The organism is Nocardia xishanensis NBRC 101358 (assembly GCF_001613365.1).
Taxonomy (GTDB): domain Bacteria; phylum Actinomycetota; class Actinomycetes; order Mycobacteriales; family Mycobacteriaceae; genus Nocardia; species Nocardia xishanensis.
This window is the reverse complement of the sequence record NZ_BDCF01000071.1, coordinates 1-21,528: the sequence shown is the minus strand read 5'-3', so window position 1 is coordinate 21,528 and position 21,528 is coordinate 1. Positions and strand designations below refer to the sequence as shown.

Sequence of the window (21,528 nt, the reverse complement as noted above, 5' to 3'; positions counted from 1 at the left end):
AAAGGCACCGCCCCTGGTCAGAGGCGGTGCCGGGTTGTGGAGAGCGCTCAGCGCGAGCGCTGTTTGATTCGGGCTGTGAGTTCTTGGACCTGGTCGTAGACGCGGCGCCGTTCGGTCATCTCCTTGCGGACCTTCTTCTCCGCGTACATGACCGTGGTGTGGTCGCGGCCGAATGCCTGGCCGATCTTCGGTAGCGATAGGTCGGTGAGCTCGCGGCACAGGTACATGGCGATCTGCCTGGCCTGCGCCAGCGGCCTCGCCTTGCCCGGCCCGGTCAGCTCCTCCAGCGTGGTGTTGAAGTACTCCGCGGTCACGGCCATGATCGTGGCCGCGTTGATCTCCAGAGCGGCCGTGTCGGGCATCAGATCCCGCAGCACCACTTCGGCCAGCGGCAGATCCAGCGGCTGGCCGTTGAGCGAGGCGAACGCGGTGACCCGGATGAGAGCGCCCTCGAGCTCGCGGATGTTGCGTTCCACCCGGCTGGCGATCAGTTCGAGTACGTCGTGCGGCACGTCGAGCCGATCCATCCGCGCCTTCTTGCGCAGGATGGCGATGCGGGTCTCCAGTTCCGGCGGCTGCACGTCGGTGATCAGGCCCCACTCGAACCGCGTCCGCAGCCGCTCCTCCAGGGTGGCCAGCTGCTTGGGTGGACGGTCGGAGGACACGACGATCTGCTTGTTCGCGTTGTGCAGCGTGTTGAAGGTGTGGAAGAACTCCTCCTGGATGCCTTCCTTGCCCTCGATGAACTGGATGTCGTCGACGAGCAGGATGTCGGTCTCGCGGTAGCGCCGCTTGAATGCCACCTTGCGGTCGTCGCGCAGGCTGTTGATGAAGTCGTTGGTGAACTCTTCGGTAGACACGTACTTCACCCGCATGCCGGGGAACAGCCGCTGGGCGTAATGACCCGCCGCGTGCAGCAGGTGCGTCTTGCCGAGACCGGAGGCGCCCCACACGAACAGCGGGTTGTAGGCACGGGCGGGCGCCTCGGCGATGGCCACCGCCGCGGCGTGCGCGAAGCGATTCGATGCGCCGATGACGAACGTCTCGAAGGTGTACTTCGCGTTCAGGCTGGCCGAGGAGTTCGCGGGCGCGGGGGTCTCCTGGCTCTTGTTGAAGTAGGTCGGCCAGTTGTTGCGGACGTTGACGACCGGTTCGTCGTCGGGCTGCTCGCCGCGCAGCGCTTCGCCGGGTTCGCGGACCGATTCGTGTGCCGCGGCGGGCGCGGCTTCGCGCAACGGCATCCGGGCGGGCCCGCGCATCGGTGCGGCTGGCTCCGGGGTGAACAGCGACTCCTGGCCCGGCGGAGTCGAATCGCGTCGCGAACCCAACCCCTGATCGCGCCGCGGCGCGATCGACACGTCAGGGATCTGCGCGCCGGGTTCGGCCGAGCCCGGGTAGTCGCCGACGACTGGCGCGCGGTAGGACGCGGTCGGATAGTCGTCGTTCGGGTAGTCCGTGCTCGGGTAGTCCGGCGCCGGGGTGTAGTCCGCGGTGTACTCGGGTGCGTGTGAGTACTCGGCGGCGGGCGCGTAGTCCGAAGCCTGGGGATAGTCGGACGCGTAGTCCGGCGCAGGCGCGAAGTCCGACTGCTGCGCGTACCTCGGGGCCGGATAGTCGGTGCGGCTCGGCGGATCGGACGGGAAGCCGATCGGGCCGCGCTGCGTCTCCCTGCCGCGCTGCGCTTCTCGGTTTCGCTGTGCCGTCTCCCTGCTTCGCTCGGGGCGGCTCGTCATCCTCGCGTGGCGTGGATTGGCGGTGGAACGATCGGCGCTCGGTGTGGCGGGCGCCGCGATCCGCACGCCGAGGCCCTCGACCTGGGGACCGAGCCGGCGGGCGAGCGAGCGCAGGATGGGTTCGCGCAGATCGCGTTCGATGGCCTCCTGGGCCAGCGACGAGGGCACCGAGAGCAGGGCGAAGCCCTGGGCCACGGTGATCGGCTTGACGAGTTTCAGCCAGGCCTGCTGTGCTCGGGTCACCGCCGCGATGGAGCCGTCGTCGGAACCGGTGGTGAGCTCGGCGATTACCTCGGGCCACACGGTGGCCAACACGTTCTGCTCGTCGTCCATGCAGTTTCCTCCCCGGACGTAGGTCGATAGGAGCAGACGGCCGGGGTACGCGAGCAGGCTCGAGAATGGGCTATCCTGTGATCCCGCGTACGTCCGTAGCCGTGTGGACGCTGCTCGGATTCCCCCGTACCAAGGCAGCGGCGTTGGCGCCGTCGGCCTACGAATATGCCACTCCAGGGGTCTTTCCACACAATTATCCACAGATGTGGAAAACCCTGGGGAAATGTGACTCGGGCTCGGAGTTCGCGGGGATCGTGCCCCGACCTGGGGTTCTTCAGCAACCATCTGGCAACGCATCGCTCGGAGCGGCCTCGTGGACGCCTAGGGGTGTGGACGAAGTCACGAACACGCCCGGGCGCGTCGCCCGCCGGGGCCATCGATTCGGCCTCGGGGGCCGAGTTTGACCCGTCAGCAGCCGATCAGTACCCTCGTACAGTCACCCCTTGGTGCGGTGGCGGTCCTGTGCTGACCGTGTGAGGTCGTTGACGACCGTGTGCGCCAGGACCGACGCGCGCCGATGATGACATCGCGATTCATCGCGCACATACGTATCACCGACAAGCTTCGGGCGCCGAACGGTGCCCACCAACTCGAGGAGTGTTGACCGTGGCCAAGGGCAAGCGGACGTTCCAGCCGAACAACCGTCGTCGGGCGCGGGTTCACGGCTTCCGCCTCCGGATGCGCACCCGTGCGGGTCGCGCCATCGTCTCGGCGCGTCGCCGCAAGGGCCGCGCTTCCCTCACTGCCTGATCCTCGCTTTCGGACGCTCGGGTGTTGCCTGAGCCGTATCGGTTGCATCATCGTGCCGACTTCTCCCGGACGGTGCGCCGTGGCCAGCGAATCGGGAGGCGAGATCTGGTCGTACACGCGCTCGTGCACGGGTATGACGGAGTTGTGGGCGCTGACGAACGACACGGTGCTCCGGTAGCAACCGGAGCGATCGTTCGCGTCGGCGGGCCGAGGTTCGGATTGATTGTCAGCAAGGCGGTGGGCTCCGCGGTGGTTCGACACCGGGTGGCCCGCCGCCTGCGTCATATGTGCGCCAAGGTGATCAGCGAACTGCCCGCGGACGCCGACATCGTGATCCGGGCCTTGCCCGGCGCCGCGAACGCGGAATCCGACGAACTGCTGCGGCAGTTGCGCAGCGGATTGCGCAAACTCGGTGTCGCGCAGGCTCCCGGCCGGACCGACGGACGGGGCCGACCCGTCGCCGTCGTGCCCGCTGACGCGGACGTCTCGTCGTGAAGTTCGCCGCCCCCCTGGCCCGGCTGCCCGCTCGTACGCTGATCTTCCTGATCGAGCTCTACCGGACTTATGTCTCCCCCACCCGGATGCCGGTGTGCCGCTTCACCCCCACGTGTAGCGAATACGCGGTGACCGCGCTGCGAACCCGAGGGCTGTTCATCGGCCTCGGACTGACGGTCGTGCGATTGGCCAAATGCGCGCCCTGGCACCCTGGTGGGTGGGATCCCGTTCCCGAGCGCAAGCAGCGCGGACGGAACGAGGCTGCGGCCGACGCCCCGACGTCGGCGCCACACGCTTGTAAAGGATCGCCGCCCGCGGCGATCGGCGACACGAACGACGGGAGTGCATAGAGCCGTGCTCGACTTCATCTACTACCCGGTGTCCTGGATCTTGTGGTTCTGGCACCGTGCTTTCGCGGCCATTCCTGGCCTGGGCAAGGACAGCGGCCTGGCATGGGCGCTGGGGGTGGTGTTCCTGGTCTTCACGCTGCGCATCGTGCTCTACAAGCCGTTCGTGAAGCAGGTGCGGACGACCAAGCAGATGCAGGAGTTGCAGCCCCAGATCAAGGAGTTGCAGAAGAAATACAAGAACGACCGCCAGAAGATGGCGGTGGAGATGCAGAAGCTCCAGAAGGAGCACGGTTTCAACCCGCTGATGGGCTGCCTGCCGGTCCTGGCGCAGGTGCCGGTCTTCCTGGGTCTGTTCCACGTGCTGCGTTCGTTCAACCGCACCGGCCACGGGTTCGGCCAGCTCGGCATGACGCCCGAGGAGAACGCGAACACCGCGAACTACGTCTTCAACGCGGCCGACGTTCAGTCCTTCCTGAGCGCGCGCATCTTCGGCGCGCCGATCTCCGCGTTCATCACCACCCCGGCCAACGAACTGCTCGCCTTCGCCGACTACGGCGGCGTTCCGAGCCGGCTGAGCATCGCCCTCGTCGCCATCCCGCTGATGGTGATCGCCGGTCTGGCGACCCACTTCAACGCTCGCGCCTCGGTCGCGCGGCAGACCCCGGAAGCCGCCGCGAACCCGCAGGCGGCGATGATGAACAAGCTGGCGCTCTGGGTCTTCCCGCTCGGCGTGCTCGTCGGTGGTCCGTTCCTGCCGATCGCCATCCTGATCTACTGGGTCTCCAACAACATCTGGACCTACGGCCAGCAGCACCTCGTCTTTGGCCGCATGGCGAAAGAAGAAGAGGCCAAGAAGCAGGCCAAGCTCGAGCAGCGCGCGCAGAACGCGCCCAAGCCCGGCGTCAAGCCGGTGAGTACGAAGAAGAAGCCGGCGGCGGCCGAGACCGCCGTCGATGCCGAGACGTCCGATGCGGAACCGTCGACGAACGGCACCCCGAAGTCCGCGGCGAGCAAGGCCTCCGGACAGCGCAGGCCCGGTGGGCAGAAGCGCTCCGGCAGCAGGGGCCGGGCCAACCAGAAGCGTCGCCGCTGACCGCCGAGCCACCCTTGGATCGCGCTACCGCCCGACGCCGAGCGCCCGGCGCGCGCGATGGACAGATGAAGGAATCCAAATGACTGTTGAAACCGACGGAGGGGACGCCACCGTGGCGACGACGATGGTGAACGCCGGAGCGGATACCGGCGATGTGGCGAGCGATGCCGAGGAAGCCCTGATCGAAGAGGGCGAGATCGCCGGCGACTACCTGGAGCAGCTGCTCGACGTGCTCGACTTCGACGGTGACATCGACCTGGACGTCGAGGGCGACCGGGCCGTGGTGAGCATCGACGGCGGACGCGACCTGTCGAAGCTGGTCGGCCGCAACGGTGAGGTGCTCGACGCGCTGCAGGAGCTCACCCGGCTCGCGGTGCAGCAGGCCACCGGTGTGCGCAGCCGCCTGATGCTGGACGTCGCGGGCTGGCGTGCCAAGCGCCGCTCCGAACTCAGCGCACTCGGCACCGCCGCCGCCAAGCGGGTGCTGGAATCCGGTGAGCCGGAATCGCTCACGCCGATGACGCCGTTCGAGCGCAAGATCGTGCACGACGCCGTCGCGGCGATCGACGGAGTCAGCAGCGAGAGCGAGGGCGTGGAGCCCAACCGTTTCGTGGTGGTCGTTCCGGGCTGATCGCCGGGGCTACCCAGTGGACGGCGCGTTTCGTCACGCTGACGATTGATGATTGGATTGGCCTCTGGTCTTCGGACCGGGGGCCTTCTCCATGCCGGGGACGCTGCGGCCTTTCGGTCGAGGCGTGCAACCCCCTCCTCCCCCTTGTGCAATGTGTTCGACCTCGAGCTCGGAAGGATGTTTCACGTGGAACGAGAAATCGGTGGAAGCGCCGCGCTGCCGACCGAGCTGGAGCCGCCCGCGGCGGCCGCCACGGTCTTCGGCGATCGGCTTGATATCGCGCGCCGGTACTGCGCCGCCCTCGCGACCGCCGGTGTCGAGCGCGGTCTCATCGGCCCCCGCGAGGTGCCCCGGCTCTGGGATCGGCACATCCTCAATTGCGCGGTCGTCGCCGAGCTCATGCCAGAAGGGGCGACCGTCGTCGATATCGGCAGCGGTGCGGGCCTACCCGGAATCCCGTTGGCCATCGCCCGCCCGGACCTACGCATCACCTTGGTCGAGCCGTTGCTGCGCCGCACCGTCTTCCTGAGCGAGTTCATCGAAGCGGCCGGACTGGACATCACCGTCGTCCGCGGCCGCGCCGAACAATCCGGCGTGATGAAAGAAGCCGGCGGCGCCGACATCGTCACCTCTCGCGCCGTGGCACCGCTCGCCAAACTCGCCCAGTGGTCTCTCCCCCTCCTCCGCGACCACGGCCACATGCTCGCCCTGAAGGGGGTGAGCGCAGCCGAAGAACTGGAGCGCGACGGAGAGTCGCTCGCCCAAGCGGGCGCGGGGAAGTTCGAAGTCCTCGAATGCGGAGTCGGTGTGCTGGAAACGCCGACGGTGGTGATCCGCGCGGAACGCTTGCCACGGGCGGAACGCGCGCCCCGACGTCGTGCGGAGAAGGAAGGGTCGCGCCGGGGCGGTCGATCCGAGGGAGGGGTGCTGCGCCGCGGGGTCGAGCGGCGGCGAGCGGGTGGGAAGTAGGCGGAGTCTTTCTCGTTCGTGTGAGGCTCGATCCGTCGGAGGCCGACCGGGTGACCGGTTGCCTTGATCGCGGGGCCTGACCGGTCTTCGAGTTCGGACCGACTGGGCCATGGGGACGCCTGCTTCCGGCCGTCGACTCGTTTGCTTCAGTGCCGCGCAGGGATTCGGTCCGGCTGGCCGGTTGGTCGATTTCGTCCCAGGGTGATGGATGCGCCCGCGCTCCGATGAGTGGGCGCTCGCCGGTCGTCGAGAGGCCGCGCCCCTATTTGAGCGCGGGACTATTCACCCGCTGTAGGGGCGTATGGGTGCCCTGTGGCGTCCTGTGTGGACCATTGCCATGCGGTGTATGAATCCTGCCCCCGAAGCCTGAATGGTCGCTCACGAGGCATCTGGCGGTTGCTGTGCGGGGGGTCAACGGACTGAGGTGCCGCCATGTCTCGGTGCGCATGGAGGTGCGGCGGACGCGTGCGGTCCAGTCGCCGAGATAGGGGTCCAGGGCCGTCTCGGCGGGACGGCTCCTCTCGCCGCCTCGCGACGGGGGCCGAAGCTCTCACGTGCCGTGTGCATCGCACTGGTGGTGGCCTCCCACGAACCGTTGTCGACGGAAGCAGCGGCGGACGGACAGGGGCCAGGTGGAAGCTGGAGCGTTCAAGGTTGGAGCTCGACCCGAGTGGTTCGGCTGGTGGTGCATTCCGTGGACTCGTGCGCGCGGGCACGTCCGATGTTTCACATGAAACAGGCTGCCTAGTCGCCACGGCAGAGCGAGTCATGCCGACAGGCCGGCAAGGTCTGGATGGCGTCTCGTTGTGAGTGCCTGTCGATCTCGCTGTAACTGTCTGGCAAGGAGTGGATGACGCCGACAGGAGGTCGGGGGTTGGGGCCGGGTCTGCCGTGCGCCCGTTGCCGCAGGAGGGCGTGAAAGCAGATGACGTTCCTCGCGGAGCGAGCCGCGGCCCCCGTCTCAGCTAGAGGGTCACCAGCGCCGCCGCTTATGCCTGGCACCCCCGGCGTGTGGGCCTTCGCGCCGACGGGGGCAATTGCGGGTCCGCCGAAGAAGCCGTCGGTCCGCCTAAACCCGGCAGAGTCGAGCCTTTGTGAGGGCTGCTCTGGGCCCCGTCGCGGATGAGGCGCGAACGCCTAAGCCGCTCCGCGAGGGAGCGAGGCGCGTGCCTTACCCAGCGAGACGGCCGCCGGGCCGCGACACCAGCCCCCGCCGAGGCCGTTATCCCCGGCGCGGCATTCGCGCCGAGGCGACGGAATCGCGGCTCCTGAAGGAAACCCTGGGTCCCCGCGTTCTGGCAGATCCATTCCCGTGAAGAGAGGGAGGCGAACCCCGCAACGCGCCATCCGCTCCCCTCCCCCGATAACCGCCGCACGCGACTGATCGATTCGAGAGACCGTGATCGAGCGACCGCGCCACTTTGCGGACGAGACAGCAGATGCGTCCCACGCCAATGCTTCACGTGAAACATCAGCCTCGGTTCGCCCGGTGCGTGGAGCTGCGCGAGCGAATGCGAGCGCACCCGGGCTCTCCGCCGCACCCGGGCTCTCCGCCGCACCCGGGCTCTCCGCCGCACCCGGGCTCTCCGCCGCACCCGGGCTCTCCGCCGCACCCGGGCTCTCCGCCGCACCCGGGCTCTCCGCCGCACCCGGGCTCTCCGCCGCACCCGGGCTCTCCGCCGCACCCGGGCTCTCCGCCGCACCCGGGCTCCCCGCCGCACCCGGGCGGCAGGAAAGTCGGTCCCCGACGAGCGGGCTGCGATGCCCGACTCTCCCAGCGAGACGGTCACCAGCACCGGCGCTTTGCCGTCATCGCCGAGGCCGACCATCCCGGCGTACGTGGCATCGCGCCGACGCGGAGCATTCGCGGGTCGGCACAACCAGCCGTCGGTCCGGCGCTCACTTGAGATCCATCGCTGTGAATAGGGAGTCGGCACTCGCAGTGCGCCACCTGCTCCCGTCCCCGATAGCCGCACGCGACCGATCGATTCGACCGAGCGCGATCGGGGGTCGTGCCGCGATGTGGGCGCGGCGGCTGCTCGGGCACTGCCAATGCTTCACGTGAAACATCGGCTCTGATCGTCCGGGCATGTTGGTGCCCTAGCGCAGGCCGGAGCCGCAGTGGGAGTTGGAGTTGGAGCCTGGCACCACCGGGGAGGTGAAGCCTGGCTGGACTCAAAGCGGTGCGGCGCTCGGGCAAGGGTGGGATCGGAGTTGAGCTGTAGATCATTCAGACGAGGCAGGGCTGCGATGCGGGCAGGCTTGTGCGAGCGAACTGACGAGGACTGCCTTGGCGCTCTTGGAAGGACGCGCTGGCGTTTATCCCGTCATACGTGGCTGGGGAAGTCGAGCGTTGGCGTGTGGCTGCGTATGCGGCCCGGCAGCAACGCGATTCACACCGTCGCGGCGAGGGGATGGGTGGATGAGGATGGGGAGAACAAGCTTTGCGGCGTGATCCCGGCCTGAGCCGAGGCTTCCCCCTTGGGAGAGACGGGAGCGTTCGATCGATGTTTCACGTGAAGCATCGATGCCAAGCGTTGGCAGTCGAACTGGTGAGAGTCGATACGCGTGGGGTGCCTCAGACTTCCATCGAAGTCGACTCGCTCGGCGCTCGTTGACGGGTATTACGGTTCGGTTGCTTTCGCCGTCGAGTTCCGAACGGTCCAGCCGCGTCGGTTGGCTCCTGGCGGCGGCGCCGTCGTGATTCTGTGGTCGCGTCGACCGAGTCAGCTGTGTCGAGTCAGCGGCGCTGAGAGTGGGTGCGCCGGATCGGCTGCGGCAGAACGGTCGTGCCGGGATGACTCGGAGAAAGTCTTCCCGTCGAGGGAGAGATCTTCCGTGTCGGCTAAGTCAGGGCGGCCGCGCGGCGAGTGCAGCGGTGCGCCGTCGATCGCGCATCAGAGATTCGACTCCGGGGCTCCCTTGCCTCTATTGATAACTCACCCTCCGATGCCGATGCCGATGCCGATGCCGATGCCGATGCCGATGCCGATGACCCGGTCCCGCATCGAGACGCATTGCTTCACGTGAAACATCGCCCGCCCGTTGCCCTAACGGACACACCGATCCGCATCCCACAACGCCGCAACGAGCCTCGAATCGAACAAAACGACCGCCTGCGCTAACGAAACCGCACCAGCCCACGACCCTCGACCCACCCGGAACCCAAACCCACCGTTCCCGAACCCCAATCCCCCAGCGAAAACCACCCCTCCCCGCCGGAATTCCTGCGGTGCGCAACGTTGATTCGCCGCTATCTGCGTGTCGCCGCGATTCAACTTTCTTCTAGCGCTCAGTGCTGGCAAGCTAGTGTGCGTCGGGCGTGAGCGTTGGTGCCACGGTGGGATGTGGGTGTGCGGGACAGCTCCGCTCGGTTGATCGGGCGCCGTCCTGGCGGAGCATCATCATGTTCGATCCGACACAGGCTGTTTAAGACACGGCGTCGGCATAGGCCGAGAGCACGTGGTCTGTAGTTCTCGGGTTAGGAGCTGTCTATGTCGAGCGGTCCGGCGAATGTTTCACGGGAAACCATGTCGCGCGTGCCGGGGATGCTGGACTCCAGCAACTTCGACGCGGATGCCTTCGGAAGCACGCCGTTCGGGCACATCTCCCCCAGCGAGACCCCGATCGCGGCCGAAGCTCAGCGCGCAAGTCAGATATTGCATCCAGGAAAGGTGACAGTGCCTAAACCTCGCGAGCAACGGATCATCACCATCGCGAATCAGAAGGGCGGGGTCGGCAAGACGACCACGGCGGTGAATCTTGCCGCGGCCCTGGCGCATCAGGGGATGAAGGTGCTCGTGATCGATCTCGATCCGCAGGGCAATGCCAGCACTGCGCTCGGCATCGAGCATCACTCGGGTGTCCCTTCCAGCTATGAACTGCTCATCGGCGAGGTCTCCGTCAAGGACGCCATCCAGCAGAGTCCGCACAACGAGCGGCTGCTGTGCATCCCGGCGACGATCGATCTCGCGGGTGCGGAGATCGAACTCGTCTCGATGGTCGCCAGGGAAGGCCGCCTCAAGGGGGCTATCCAAGAGGCCAATATCGCGGGCTACGACATCGATTACGTGATGATCGACTGCCCGCCTTCCCTCGGCCTGCTGACGGTCAACGCGCTCGTCGCCGCCAAGGAGGTGCTGATCCCGATCCAGTGCGAGTACTACGCGCTGGAGGGCGTCGGTCAGCTGCTCCGCAATATCGGCCTGGTGCAGGCCCACCTGAACCCCGAGCTGCACGTGTCGACGGTGATCCTCACGATGTACGACGGTCGCACCAAGCTCGCCGACCAGGTCGCGGAGGAGGTGCGCGGCCACTTCGGCGATGTGGTGCTGCGCTCGGTGATTCCGCGCAGCGTGAAAGTCTCGGAGGCTCCGGGCTACGGCATGACCGTGCTCGATTATGATCCAGGCTCCCGGGGTGCGATGAGCTACCTCGACGCCGGACGTGAAATGGCCCAGCGGGCGATGGCCCGGCAGGCCGCGAACGGCGCGGAGTGATTCGGGTACTGGTGACCCGGGTCGGCGTGACCCGGATCGGTGGCGAACGAGGGAAGGGATCGGTGGGCCGATGACTCAGGCGAAGAAGGGTGGGCTAGGGCGTGGTCTGGCCGCGCTGATCCCGACGGGGCCCGCGGCCACGCAGGGTCTCGGCAGCGCCGCGGCCAACGTCGTGATCGGTCTCGACCCCGTCGGTCCGCAGCCCGCTTCGGCGTACCTGCATCGCGTCCCCGATCCCGCCGAAGCCTCCGACCAGGCCGAGCTCGCCTCCCCCGGCGGCGCGCTCTATCGCGAGATTCCGCCGGACCAGATCGAGCCGAACCCGAAGCAGCCGCGCCAGGTCTTCGAGGAAGAGGCGCTCGCCGAGCTGGTGCACTCCATCCGCGAGTTCGGCCTCATGCAGCCGATCGTGGTGCGCCGCGTCGAGCCGGGCGTCGACCGCTTCCAGTTGATCATGGGCGAGCGGCGCTGGCGGGCCTCCCAGGAGGCCGGTCTGGAGGCGATCCCGGCGATCGTCCGGGAGACCGCCGACGAGTCGATGCTGCGCGACGCCCTCCTGGAGAACATCCACCGGGTGCAGCTGAATCCGTTGGAAGAGGCGGCCGCGTACCAGCAGCTGCTCGAGGAATTCGACGTCACCCACGAAGAACTGGCCACCCGGATCGGTCGATCCCGTCCGGTCGTCACGAACATGATCCGTCTGCTGAAGCTGCCGATCCCGGTTCAGCGGCGGGTCGCGGCGGGCGTGCTGTCCGCCGGCCACGCGCGCGCCCTGCTCGGACTGGAAGCGGGCGCCGACGCACAGGAGGTGCTGGCCGCTCGCATCGTCGCGGAGGGGCTCTCCGTGCGGGCCACCGAAGAAGCCGTCACGCTGGCCAACCGCGACCCGGATGCGGCCACTCCCCCGGCTCCCCGGCGTAAGCCGATCCACATGCCCGGCTTGCAGGACGTGGCCGAGCGCCTGTCGAATTCGTTCGACACCCGAGTCACCGTGAGCCTCGGCAAGCGCAAGGGCAAGATCGTCGTCGAGTTCGGGTCGGTGGAAGATCTGGAACGCATCGTCGGTCTGATGGAGCAACAGCAGCTCGGTCAGTGACAGAAAAGGCAAAATAACCCCGTGTTCACCGTAAGTACGGGCCCGACGTCGAAACGTCACTGTGACGGCGTCGAAAACCGCGGTGCCGCACCGGCATTGCGCGCGCCAGCGGCCCGGCACGAAAACTCGGACCAACAGCACAGCGACGTGGAATGAGGCGGGTTCGGTTGATCGCTTATTCTTGCTGGCGAGAAAACGTTGATGCGGCGTGAGCGTGGATGAATCGGACAGCTGGAGGCTGAGCAGAGCGGTGTCGACCAGCGTCACAGCACTTACTCTCGGCGGACTGGACAAGCTGCCCGCGCATGCTCGTCGCTGTGTCTTCTGGGAGATCGATCCCGCCGTCGCGGAGGACTCACGGTCGTTCAGTGATCCGGTCTTCGAAAAGGAAGCCTGGCTGTCGACGGTCATGTTGGAGTGGGGCTCGTGCGGCCAGGTGGCGCACGTGGACGGCAACGTGGCGGGCTGTGCGCTCTATTCGCCGCCGAGTGCCGTGCCGCGCGCGTCGCTGTTTCCGACCTCCCCTGTCAGCCCGGACGCCATCCTCCTGACGACACTGCGGACCGAATTCCCGCACCGGGACGAAGACATCGCGCACCGCCTGGTGCAGGCCGTGGTGTCGGATCTGGTGCGCCGCGGTGTCCGGGCCTTGGAAGCGTTCGGCATTCGCTCCGAGCCGCCGGCCACCCGTCTTTCGGACCGTTTAGTCGGTTCGATGACGCTCATGGAACGGATCGGCGCGCCGGTCCGCGGTTCCGCCGCGGCCTCCCCCACCGAATGCTCACCGCAGACCTGCATGATCGAAGCGGACCTGCTGGAGGAGTTCGGGTTCGAAGTGGTCGCGCCGCACCATCGCTTCCCGCGGCTGCGCTTGGAGCTGAATTCCGATCACGGCTGGAAGGAAGACGTGGAGCGCGCGCTCGACCAGCTGCTCGCCGCCGCGTCCATGACGGTTCCCACCAGAGCGGGCGCCCGCTGAGCCGAGAACGCCCCTGTCGACCGGAGTCGGCAGGGGCATTCGTCTCGCTGGATGGAACTCAGGACCGGTCGGCGGCGGCCAGTTCTTCGGCCAACAGCTCGGCGAAGGTATACGTGCCGGTGGGCTGATCGTCCTGGCCCAAGAGGTACAGGCGCTTCACCGAGATGAGGATGGCTTCCGCGATGACGTCGCGCATCCGCGGATTGGTGAGCACCGAGGCGTCGTATTCGTTGGTGAGGTAACCGATGTCGACCTGGACGGTGGGCATTTTGGTGAGCCGCAACAGATCCCAGGTGCGCGAGTGCGTCCGGCAGTCCTGCAACGACGTGCGAGCCACCACTTCGCGCTGGATGAACCCGGCCAGCACCTGCCCGATCATCGAGACGGAGCCGTGCGAGTTGCCGAAGTGGAAGCTGGCCACACCGTTCGCCGAGGGGCTCGGGTTGGTGGCACAGCGCAGCGAGATCATCAGATCGGCGTCGAAGGCGTTGGAGGTCTCCGCCCGCTCGGCGTCGGTGGGATTGGCGCCCCACGGCCGCGAAAGGAAGGTTTCCATGCCCGTGGCGGCCATCCGGCCCTCCAGCCGACTGGCCAGATCCCACAGGATCTCCGACTCGTAGACGTCGCCGAATTCGGTCGGCACCGCGTATCCCTTGTCGGGACCACCGAGGCCGGGATCGATGACGATCCGCTTGCCGGTGAGCTGCGGCCCCGCCCGATGCACCACCTCTTCTTCGGCGATGCGGTGCGGATTGCCGCCGGTGACGCGGGCGCCGAGCAACTCCAGCGAACGCAGCGTGTCCGGACCGCAGATGCCGTCGGCGGACAGGCCGATCTCGCGCTGGAACGCGCTGAGCGCCTCATGAGTGTGCGGGCCGAAGTACCCGTCCACCCGATGAACATAGAAGCCGAGGTCCTGCAGTTTGCGCTGCAACGTGGCGACGTCGTCGCCGTACAGCGGCGCGGACAGCTGATAGATCAGGGTGCGCGCGCCGAGCCGGTAGGACGCCTCCTTCAGGGCCCGGTAAGTGGCCGGACCCACCACACCGTCGACGAGCAGTCCGCGATGTTGCTGGAACGCGCGGACCGCGGAGTCGAGGTGATGATCGAAGGAGGCTTCGGTGTCCTTCCAGTACTCGCGTGCGTCGCCTTGATCGGCGCCGATAGCGTGTGTGTGCAGGAAGCCGAGACTTGCCAGGGTGCTCCGAACCTCAGCGACGGCTGGACCGGTATCACCGTGACGAAGTCGGTGCATGCGTGAGAGCCCTTTCCTTCCGTCAACCCGGGTACCCACTCATGCGACGGCATACACCCTCGCACGACCGGAGCGTCGGTCGATTGTCTCAGACCTGCCCCGGAATCCGACAATTACGGGGGTGCCAGGCATCCTACGGCGCGTCGTGGAATCGCGCCGTCAGATCACGCCTTCCAGTTCGCGGAGCAGGGCCGCTTTGCCCTTGGCGCCGACGATCTGCTTGACCGGCTTACCGCCGCGGAAAAGCATCATAGTGGGCAGCGAAAGGATCTGGTATTCGCGGGCCGTCTCCGGGTTGGCGTCCACGTCCAGCTTGGCGACGGTCAGCTTGTCCGAGTTCGCGCTCGCGATCTCCTCGAGCACGGGGGCCACCATCTTGCACGGACCGCACCAATCCGCCCAGAAGTCGACGAGCACGGGCTTCTCACTGAGCAGCACCTCGTCGGCGAAGGACTTGTCGGTCACGGTGACCGTGTTCTCGGACATGGGTTTTCTCCTTGGTGAATCGGTGACAGCGAAGATCAGTTGGACGGCACGGCGACCGGCTGGCCCGCGGCGTCCAGGGTGTTGGCGGTGATGTCACCCTGCTCGGCCAGCCAACGCTCGGCGTCGATCGCGGCGCGGCAGCCGGTACCTGCGGCGGTGATGGCCTGCCGGTAGGTGTGGTCGACGAGGTCGCCCGCGGCGAACACACCCGGAACCTTGGTGGCCGTCGTCGGGTGCTCGACCTGCACGTAGCCTTCGTCGTCCAGCTCCACCTGGCCGCGCACCAGTTCGCTGCGCGGGTCGTGGCCGATCGCCACGAACAGGCCGGTGGCGGCCAGCTCGGAGGTCTCGCCGGTGCGGGTGTCGCGCAGCGTGAGACTGGTCACCGCGTTCTCGCCGTGCACCTCGGCCACCTCGGCGTTCAGCACGAACTTGATCTTCTCGTTGGCCTTGGCGCGCTCGAGCATGATCCGCGACGCGCGGAACTCCTCGCGGCGGTGCACGATGGTGACGCTCGACGCGAACTTGGTGAGGAAGGTCGCCTCCTCCATGGCCGAGTCGCCGCCGCCCACCACCACGATGTCCTGGCCCTTGAAGAAGAAGCCGTCACAGGTGGCGCAGGCGCTCACGCCGCGGCCGAGCAGTCGCTGCTCACCGGGGACGTTCAGGTAGCGCGCGGCCGAGCCCATGGCCAGGATGACCGCGTACGCCTGGTAGGTCTGATCGCCCACCGTGACCGTCTTGACCGGCCCGCTCAGGTCGATGGCGTCCACGTCCTCGGTGCGGATGTCCGCGCCGAAACGCTTGGCCTGCTCGCGCATCTCGTCCATCAGGTCGGGGCCCATGATGCCGGCGCGGAAGCCGGGGAAGTTCTCGACCTCGGTCGTGGTCATCAGCGCGCCGCCGAACTGGGTGCCCTCGAAGAGCAACGGCTCGAGTTCGGCGCGGGCGGCGTAGACGGCCGCGGTGTAGCCCGCGGGGCCGGAGCCGACGATGATCAGGTCGCGAACTGGCGTGCTCATGGGGCCCTTCCGAGAAGATCTGGGGGGAACGTGACGGTCAACAACAGCGTAAACGTTGTTGTTCCCGAGCCGGTCCGGCCGTACGCGGTCAGCCGATGTCGGTGACGTTCTTCACCTGCGGGTCGCCCGCGGTGCAGCCTGGGCCGACCACGAGTGCCGTGACCTTGTTCTGCGCGGGACCGGTGAGCAGGATGAGCACCGCGTCCCTACCCTGATACTTCATGTTCATCGACCCGAGGACGCCACGATCGAGGCCGGCGGCGGCGACACAGCGTTCGAGTGCGACTCGGTTGCCGAGCGGTCCGGTGACGTCGTTGCGGCCGAGGGCGGCGAGCGCGGCCGTGGGAGTCAGATCCTCGCCGAGAGAATCATTGCTAGGCGTGGGTTGGGCGGTGGGCGTCACTTCGCCGCCGCGGAACAGCTGGACGCCGAGGCCGGTTCCGGCGATCACCGCGAGGACGGCCGCCGCGGCCGCGAACCAGCGCAACCGTCTTCCGCGACGTTCGTCGAGCGATACGGGTGTCGCGAGCCGCTCCGTCGGCTCCTCGGAAGGCGTTGGCGCGCTGAGTGCTTGGGTGTGGTTCTCGGCGGCCGCGTCGTGTCCGGGTGCGGCGCCGTTCCCGGAGGCCGCGGCGCCGAGCCGATGAATGGTGGCGACCCGCTCGGTCGGCTCCTCGCCCAGCTCGAGTTCGGTGACGAAGGCCGCGAGGCGTTCGGAGACGTCGTCGGGCATCGGATGGAGAACGTGCTCGTCGGCGCGCAAGGCGCGAATCCGGGTCGTCACCTCGTCCAGTGAGCGCAGGTAGCGCACGGCGTCCGAATCGGCGCGGACGGCGGGCCACAGTCGTGCGCCGAGTTCGGGATCGACGTTGTCGGCGTGCAGGTCGGCCAGCAGTTCCGGCGAAAATGGAGGCTGCGGTACGGACCGGGTCGCCATCGCACCTCCAGTGTTCTCATCCGACGTAACTGTCTTGTCTGCCGCGGTCGGGCCGCGCGAACTAGCGGGCACCACATCTACATCGCTCAGGTGTTCGTCACTATTAATGACGCATCGCCACTACTTCCGGTTCCCCGGATCACGGAGAAAATCCAACCGTTCTTGCAGGCGTTGCCTGCCGCGGGCACAGCGACTCTTGATGGTGCCCTCGGGAACCCCCAGCATGGCGGCCGCCTCCGACACGCTATACCCCTCCAGGTCGATCGCGACCAGAGCGGTGCGCTGATCGGGCGGCAGCGAGAACAGCGCGCGATCCACGACGATCGACATCTCCACTTCGGCGAACTCGTCGCGTTCGTCGCGCGGCTCCGGCAGCGTCTCCGGTGACAGCGGGATCGCCCGCCGAGTCTTGTTGCGCCGGATCCGATCCAGGCAGGCGTTCACCACGATCGTGTGCAGCCAGCTGCGCACCTCGGCCTCGGCGCGGAAAGACCCCGCGGTGCGGTGTGCGGAAAGCAGTGCGTCCTGAAGCGAATCGGCGGCGTCCTCGCGGGTGTAGGAGGTGCGCAGCGCGGTCTGCCAGAGATGGTCGTTGTGCCTGCGCAGCAGTTCGGCGAAGGCGTGGCGCTCGCCGCGCGCGTGGGCGTCGAGCAACTCCTTGTCGGTGCGCTCGCCGAGCGCGAACGAGCGCTCGCGGGACGCGACCCGCGAACTTCCCGCGTGGGAATCCTCGTTCAATTCGGACGACAAGACCAACCCCTCGGACGTGCGCTCAACCGACGACAGCACCGAGCGGTCGTCGCCGAAAAAAATTTCGCAGCATCCGGGATCGAAAAAACCAGGTCCCGGGAAGCTCCCCTACTGAGAGCGCGAGCCGATCATATCGGGCATTCCGAAGTGGCAGCAACAAGACCGCTCGGGATGGGATACGCCGGGACAGGCGAGAATTCGGCCCGAGGGCCGAATGGAATCAGGGCGCGGCGTCGAACCGCAGATCGGCGATCGTCGTCTGGAACTGGCTTCCCGAGTTGCCGAGACCGGTGATCCAGACGAGCACGTAGCGAGCGGACTGGTCTGCGCTGACCGGGATTTGGGTGGTCCCGTCGGTCAGCTGGGCGGCGCCGATCAGCTGGGTCTGATCCAGCGTCGGCGAATTCGTCGGCGAGGTACGGATTTCCACGGACGTACCTGGGCTCGGCGAGGTGATCGAGACGTTCGTCAGCTTCGCCGGGCTCGGCAGCGTGGCCAGCAGCCCCACACCCTTCTTGAGCGCGGGGAACTGCTGGAAGTACTGATCGGAGCGCCAGACGGTGGCCGGGTCGTTGTCCAGCACCGCGCCGACGCCGCTGACGTTGTCCGGCGTGCCTTCCGGGGAGAACACCGTCGCGCCGGTCACCGGGACCGGGACGCCGCCACCGGACGCCTGGTTGCCGGGGATCGCTCCCGGCGGCGTGGTCGGCGAGGGTGAACTGTCGGTGGTCAGACCGATATTGCGCGATTCGTCGATCGGTGCGTCGGACGCGCCTGGCGCGAAAACGCTGACCATCCACCAGATCACGATGCCGACAACCAGCGCGGCCAGAATGCCGAGGCCGACCATGATCCACATCATGCGCTGCGACCGCTCGCGTTCGGCGGCGAGCAGTTCCGGATCGGCCAGCGAATCGTCCGCGTTGACCGGCTGCGCCCGCTGCCCGAGCCGGAGCACCGGAATGAAATCCGTCTTCTGGTCGACGACCGACGCCTGCTCCAGCACGTGCTGGACGGTGGCCGCGGTCCGCACGCCCTTGTTCGACTCCAGCGAGCGCACCGCGACCGCGGAGATCTCGAAGGGCACCTCGGGCCGAATCTGTCTCGGCTCCACCGGCGTTCCGTCCGGGCCGAAGTCGGCGAGGCGCAGGCCGCCGACAGTGGCCGCGGTGCCGGTCATGCCGCCGGAGCGGATCGGCCAGCGCGCGGTGATGAGCGCGTAGAGCATGGCGCCGAGACCGCGCACGTCGGATTGCGCGTCGGAATCGGACAGCGTGCCGGGGAAGGCGAGCACCGCGTCACCGGTCGCGCTGATGCGCACCCGGTCCGGGTGGTCGATGGAGAGCGAACCGCCACCGCGGTGGGCCAATTCGGCCGCCGAGGCGAGCGCGCGGATCGCGCGCGCCGCGCCGATCGGCGACGGCACCGTCTCGGCCATCTCGCGTAGCGAGCGACCCGGGGTCCACTCGGCGACCACGATGCCGCCGGAGCTGCCGCGCACCACATCGAGAACGCGGGCCAGGCCGGGCGAATTGATCCGGCCGAGCCGCAGCGTGCGGGACAGGATGGCCTGAGGACCGTCGTGGCCGGAGTTGTCGGTGGCCTTCTGGTCGGCGTCGACGAAGGTGAGCGCGACCTCGCGGTCGAGTTTGATGTCGAGCGCCTGCCAGAACTTGAGTCCGCGCGCGCCGCCGTGGCTGGCGAGCAGACGGTAGCGACCACCGGCGACCGAAGCGCCCGGAATCAGCTTGGGGCCGCGCGGAATTCGACGTGCACCCGTCGCTTCCGGCGCGGTGGGCGGCAGCTGCGGAATCGGAATCATTCCGGTGTCGTACATCGGGTCGCGCGGCGGCGCCTGGTGCGACGAATCGTGCGGACCGCGCTGCCCGTCGGTGGGGGGAGTGCCGATCGCTTCCTCGTTCGTATGCTCGGAATCCGACGGGTTCTCCGCGGCGGGCGGTTGGTCGGTGGACAGGCCGCCGGCCTTGGTCGCAGAAGGATCGGCGGCTGGGACGCCGCCCACCGCCGCGTCGTCGCTCACCCTGGTTCCTCCTTCGCCCTGGTATGTCGAAGTTACGGCGAATTCGCCACTTGTGCTTCTCTGCCGAACAGGGTACGGGAACTCACCCCGCCCGGTGCGGTCAACAGCATCCGGTCTGATCACGGGCAAGACCATCGTGGCCTGGGAATCCAGGTATGGATCGAAGCCGGAGTACATGTACGGATCGGGCCTGCGGAAGACCTGCGTGGCGAACTCGTCCTCGACCGGTCCCTCGAGGTCGAGATCCGGTGCGGGCGGCGTGATGCCGAGGCGCCGGGAGATGGCCACGGTAATGGCGACGATCTCCGGAATACCGGCCAGGCGCATGAGTCCGAACGCCGTCGCGAACATGACGATCGCCGTGATCGTCACGCGGATCAGCGAGCCGGGACCGCCCATGGATTCCGATAGCCGTTCCAGGCCGAGCACCTTGTCCACGATCAACATCACCGCGCCGCCCGCGATCGACGCGAGCACGACCCGGGTGACGGTGCGGCCGACGTTCGCCATCCGCAGATCGCCGAGACTGCGGTGCAGCAGGTAGCCGCCGATGATCGCGCCCGCGGTGAATCCGAGGCCGGTGGCGACGCCGAGCACGATGACGACCTGATCGCTGTTGTCCGCGATGAGCGGCGCGAGCGCCGAGAAGGCGATCTTGACGGCGGTGATGCCGAGGATGATCCAGGTCGGCGTCCACGCTTGCTCGCGGGCGTAGAACACCCGCAAATGGATCAGCACGAGGGCATAGGGAATCAACGCGAAGGCCGACCAGCTCACCGCGTAGCCGAGGCGTTCGGCGTCGCCGCTGAACCGCGCGTACCCGAACAGCGCCTCGCCGAGCTGCGGTCCCGCGAGCGTCAGGAAGGTGACAACGGGAACAAGGGCGATCATGGTGAGGCGGGTCGCGACGGACAGGTCGTCGACGACGGCGGGTGTATCGCCCTCGGCCGCGTTGCGGCTCAGCCGCGGCATGATCGCGGTGAGCACCGTGACGCCGAGGACGCCGTAGGGCAGCTGGAGCAGCAGCCAGGCCAGCGAGTAGATGGCCGGGCCCGCCTCGTCCGCCGTCGAGGCGATGTGGTTGGCGAAGACCAGGCCGACCTGGCTGATCAGCACGTACAGGATGATGGCCGCGCCCATCATGCCGAACTGCTTGAGCCGGGTGTCGACGCCCCAGAGCGGCCGCAGGTCGATCCCCTCGCGGCGGATCGCGGGCAGCAGGGTCGCCGCTTGGGTGAACACGCCGAGCGTGACGCCGATACCGAGAACAAGAAGTTTCGGATCGCTCATGCTCACCGGATCGAGCGTGATCTCACCGGGCGTCACCGCGTAGAGGCCGAGCACGACGAGCACGACGATGTTGTTCAGCACGGGCGCCCACGCGCCGGGTTTGAACACCTGGCGGGTGTTCAATATCGCCGTGAACAGCGCCGACATGCCGTAGAAGAGGATCGCGGGCAGCAACAAGAAGGTCAGCGCGGTGGTCAACTGGGTGTTGACCTTGCCGTCGGCGGAGACGAAGACGTGCGTCGCCAGCAACGGCGCCGAGGCCGTCGCCAGCAGCGTCGCGCCCATCAGCACCACGAAAGCCGCCGTGACCAGGCGGCGGACAAAGGCCGTGCCGCCGTCGGGGTCCTCCTTCTCGGCGCGCACCAGCGTCGGCACCACCATCGCGGTCAGCACGGCGCCGAGCACCAGCTCTGTGATCATGTTCGGGATCAGGCTCGCCGAGGTGAACGCACTCGCGATCGCCGGACCGAGCACCGCGGCGAGCAGCAGCTGCTTGCCGAAACCGGTGACGCGGCTGATCAGCGTCGCGATCGCGATCGAACCGGAGTCCCTGAGCAGCCGAGCGTTCGTGCTCTCCTTGCTTTCTTTGCTCTCGGGCGCCTCCGGCTCGGCCTCGGTGACCGCCCACTCGTGCGTCGGCGGACGGTCGGCTTGGGCCGTGTTGCGCGCCGGGGGTCCGGGACGTGACCGCAACGGGGCCGGGTTGGGCTGTTGCGGGGCGTACTTGGGCGGCGGAGCGAAGCGCTGCGGCGGCGCCGGGGGGCGCGGGATCGGCCTGTCTTGGCCGGGCGGCACGCTGGCCTGCGGCGCGGGTCGTCC

Annotated in this window: 16 protein-coding genes; 9 read left to right on the top strand and 7 right to left on the bottom strand. The window is 67.7% G+C overall.

Annotation, left to right across the window (positions count from 1 at the left end):
• Positions 1 to 47: 47 nt before the first annotated feature.
• Positions 48 to 2,066, bottom strand: coding sequence for a chromosomal replication initiator protein DnaA (gene dnaA, locus NX1_RS36720; RefSeq protein WP_068068193.1), 2,019 nt, complete (start codon positions 2,064 to 2,066; stop codon positions 48 to 50).
• A gap of 606 nt (positions 2,067 to 2,672) precedes the next feature.
• Here dnaA and rpmH point away from each other — a divergent pair.
• The 9 genes from rpmH to NX1_RS32540 all read left to right on the top strand — a co-directional run bounded on the left by rpmH (position 2,673) and on the right by NX1_RS32540 (position 12,928).
• Positions 2,673 to 2,816: a 50S ribosomal protein L34 gene (gene rpmH / locus NX1_RS35775; protein ID WP_006550910.1), complete on the top strand. Its 144-nt coding sequence runs from the start codon at positions 2,673 to 2,675 to the stop codon at positions 2,814 to 2,816.
• A 21-nt stretch (positions 2,817 to 2,837) separates the two neighbouring features.
• Positions 2,838 to 3,311 carry a ribonuclease P protein component gene (gene rnpA / locus NX1_RS32575; RefSeq protein WP_068068189.1) on the top strand — a complete coding sequence of 158 codons (474 nt, stop codon included), beginning with the start codon at positions 2,838 to 2,840 and terminating at the stop codon, positions 3,309 to 3,311.
• Positions 3,308 to 3,661 (top strand): membrane protein insertion efficiency factor YidD, encoded by a 354-nt coding sequence (gene yidD, locus NX1_RS32570; RefSeq protein WP_068068182.1) that lies wholly within the window; start codon positions 3,308 to 3,310, stop codon positions 3,659 to 3,661. The genes rnpA and yidD overlap by 4 nt, the downstream gene beginning before the upstream one ends.
• A 4-nt stretch (positions 3,662 to 3,665) precedes the next feature.
• Entirely contained in the window at positions 3,666 to 4,754 is a 1,089-nt protein-coding gene (gene yidC, locus NX1_RS32565; RefSeq protein WP_068068179.1) for a membrane protein insertase YidC, read from the top strand.
• Between the two features lie 124 nt (positions 4,755 to 4,878).
• Complete coding sequence (locus NX1_RS32560) at positions 4,879 to 5,385, top strand: Jag family protein (protein ID WP_245668829.1); 507 nt, start codon at positions 4,879 to 4,881, stop codon at positions 5,383 to 5,385.
• Positions 5,386 to 5,562: 177 nt separating this feature from the next.
• A complete protein-coding gene (gene rsmG, locus NX1_RS32555; protein WP_084501929.1) occupies positions 5,563 to 6,354 on the top strand; it encodes a 16S rRNA (guanine(527)-N(7))-methyltransferase RsmG in 792 nt (263 codons plus the stop codon).
• Positions 6,355 to 9,902: 3,548 nt separating this feature from the next.
• The gene (locus tag NX1_RS32550; RefSeq protein ID WP_245668827.1) at positions 9,903 to 10,853 is read left to right on the top strand and encodes a ParA family protein; all 951 of its coding nucleotides are present in this window, start codon (positions 9,903 to 9,905) and stop codon (positions 10,851 to 10,853) included.
• A 70-nt stretch (positions 10,854 to 10,923) separates the two neighbouring features.
• Positions 10,924 to 11,949: a ParB/RepB/Spo0J family partition protein gene (locus tag NX1_RS32545; protein WP_068068171.1), complete on the top strand. Its 1,026-nt coding sequence runs from the start codon at positions 10,924 to 10,926 to the stop codon at positions 11,947 to 11,949.
• 250 nt (positions 11,950 to 12,199) lie between these two features.
• Positions 12,200 to 12,928, top strand: a complete 729-nt coding sequence (locus tag NX1_RS32540) for a hypothetical protein (protein WP_068068169.1) — start codon at positions 12,200 to 12,202, stop codon at positions 12,926 to 12,928.
• 58 nt (positions 12,929 to 12,986) lie between these two features.
• Here NX1_RS32540 and NX1_RS32535 read toward each other — a convergent pair whose 3' ends face one another.
• From NX1_RS32535 to NX1_RS32510, 6 genes are all read right to left on the bottom strand, one after another.
• Positions 12,987 to 14,183, bottom strand: a complete 1,197-nt coding sequence (locus NX1_RS32535) for an N-acetylmuramoyl-L-alanine amidase (protein WP_068068166.1) — start codon at positions 14,181 to 14,183, stop codon at positions 12,987 to 12,989.
• Between the two features lie 159 nt (positions 14,184 to 14,342).
• Positions 14,343 to 14,669: a thioredoxin gene (trxA, locus tag NX1_RS32530; protein WP_068068163.1), complete on the bottom strand. Its 327-nt coding sequence runs from the start codon at positions 14,667 to 14,669 to the stop codon at positions 14,343 to 14,345.
• 35 nt (positions 14,670 to 14,704) lie between these two features.
• On the bottom strand, positions 14,705 to 15,691 hold the full coding sequence (gene trxB / locus NX1_RS32525; RefSeq protein ID WP_068068161.1) for a thioredoxin-disulfide reductase: 987 nt from the start codon (positions 15,689 to 15,691) through the stop codon (positions 14,705 to 14,707).
• A gap of 88 nt (positions 15,692 to 15,779) precedes the next feature.
• On the bottom strand, positions 15,780 to 16,628 hold the full coding sequence (locus NX1_RS32520) for an RsmA family anti-sigma factor (RefSeq protein ID WP_068068158.1): 849 nt from the start codon (positions 16,626 to 16,628) through the stop codon (positions 15,780 to 15,782).
• 120 nt (positions 16,629 to 16,748) lie between these two features.
• The gene (gene sigM / locus NX1_RS32515) at positions 16,749 to 17,282 is read right to left on the bottom strand and encodes an RNA polymerase sigma factor SigM (protein ID WP_068068220.1); all 534 of its coding nucleotides are present in this window, start codon (positions 17,280 to 17,282) and stop codon (positions 16,749 to 16,751) included.
• 316 nt (positions 17,283 to 17,598) lie between these two features.
• Positions 17,599 to 21,402 (bottom strand): murein biosynthesis integral membrane protein MurJ, encoded by a 3,804-nt coding sequence (locus NX1_RS32510; protein WP_068068217.1) that lies wholly within the window; start codon positions 21,400 to 21,402, stop codon positions 17,599 to 17,601.
• Between the last annotated feature and the right edge of the window lie 126 nt (positions 21,403 to 21,528).

Coding starts and splice junctions, on each gene's coding strand:
- dnaA (WP_068068193.1), bottom strand. CDS start 2,066: ATGGACGACGAGCAGAACGTGTTGGCCACCGTGTGGCCCGAGGTAATC.
- NX1_RS32560 (WP_245668829.1), top strand. CDS start 4,879: ATGGTGAACGCCGGAGCGGATACCGGCGATGTGGCGAGCGATGCCGAG.
- rsmG (WP_084501929.1), top strand. CDS start 5,563: ATGTTTCACGTGGAACGAGAAATCGGTGGAAGCGCCGCGCTGCCGACC.
- NX1_RS32550 (WP_245668827.1), top strand. CDS start 9,903: ATGCTGGACTCCAGCAACTTCGACGCGGATGCCTTCGGAAGCACGCCG.
- NX1_RS32545 (WP_068068171.1), top strand. CDS start 10,924: ATGACTCAGGCGAAGAAGGGTGGGCTAGGGCGTGGTCTGGCCGCGCTG.
- NX1_RS32535 (WP_068068166.1), bottom strand. CDS start 14,183: ATGCACCGACTTCGTCACGGTGATACCGGTCCAGCCGTCGCTGAGGTT.
- trxA (WP_068068163.1), bottom strand. CDS start 14,669: ATGTCCGAGAACACGGTCACCGTGACCGACAAGTCCTTCGCCGACGAG.
- trxB (WP_068068161.1), bottom strand. CDS start 15,691: ATGAGCACGCCAGTTCGCGACCTGATCATCGTCGGCTCCGGCCCCGCG.
- NX1_RS32520 (WP_068068158.1), bottom strand. CDS start 16,628: ATGGCGACCCGGTCCGTACCGCAGCCTCCATTTTCGCCGGAACTGCTG.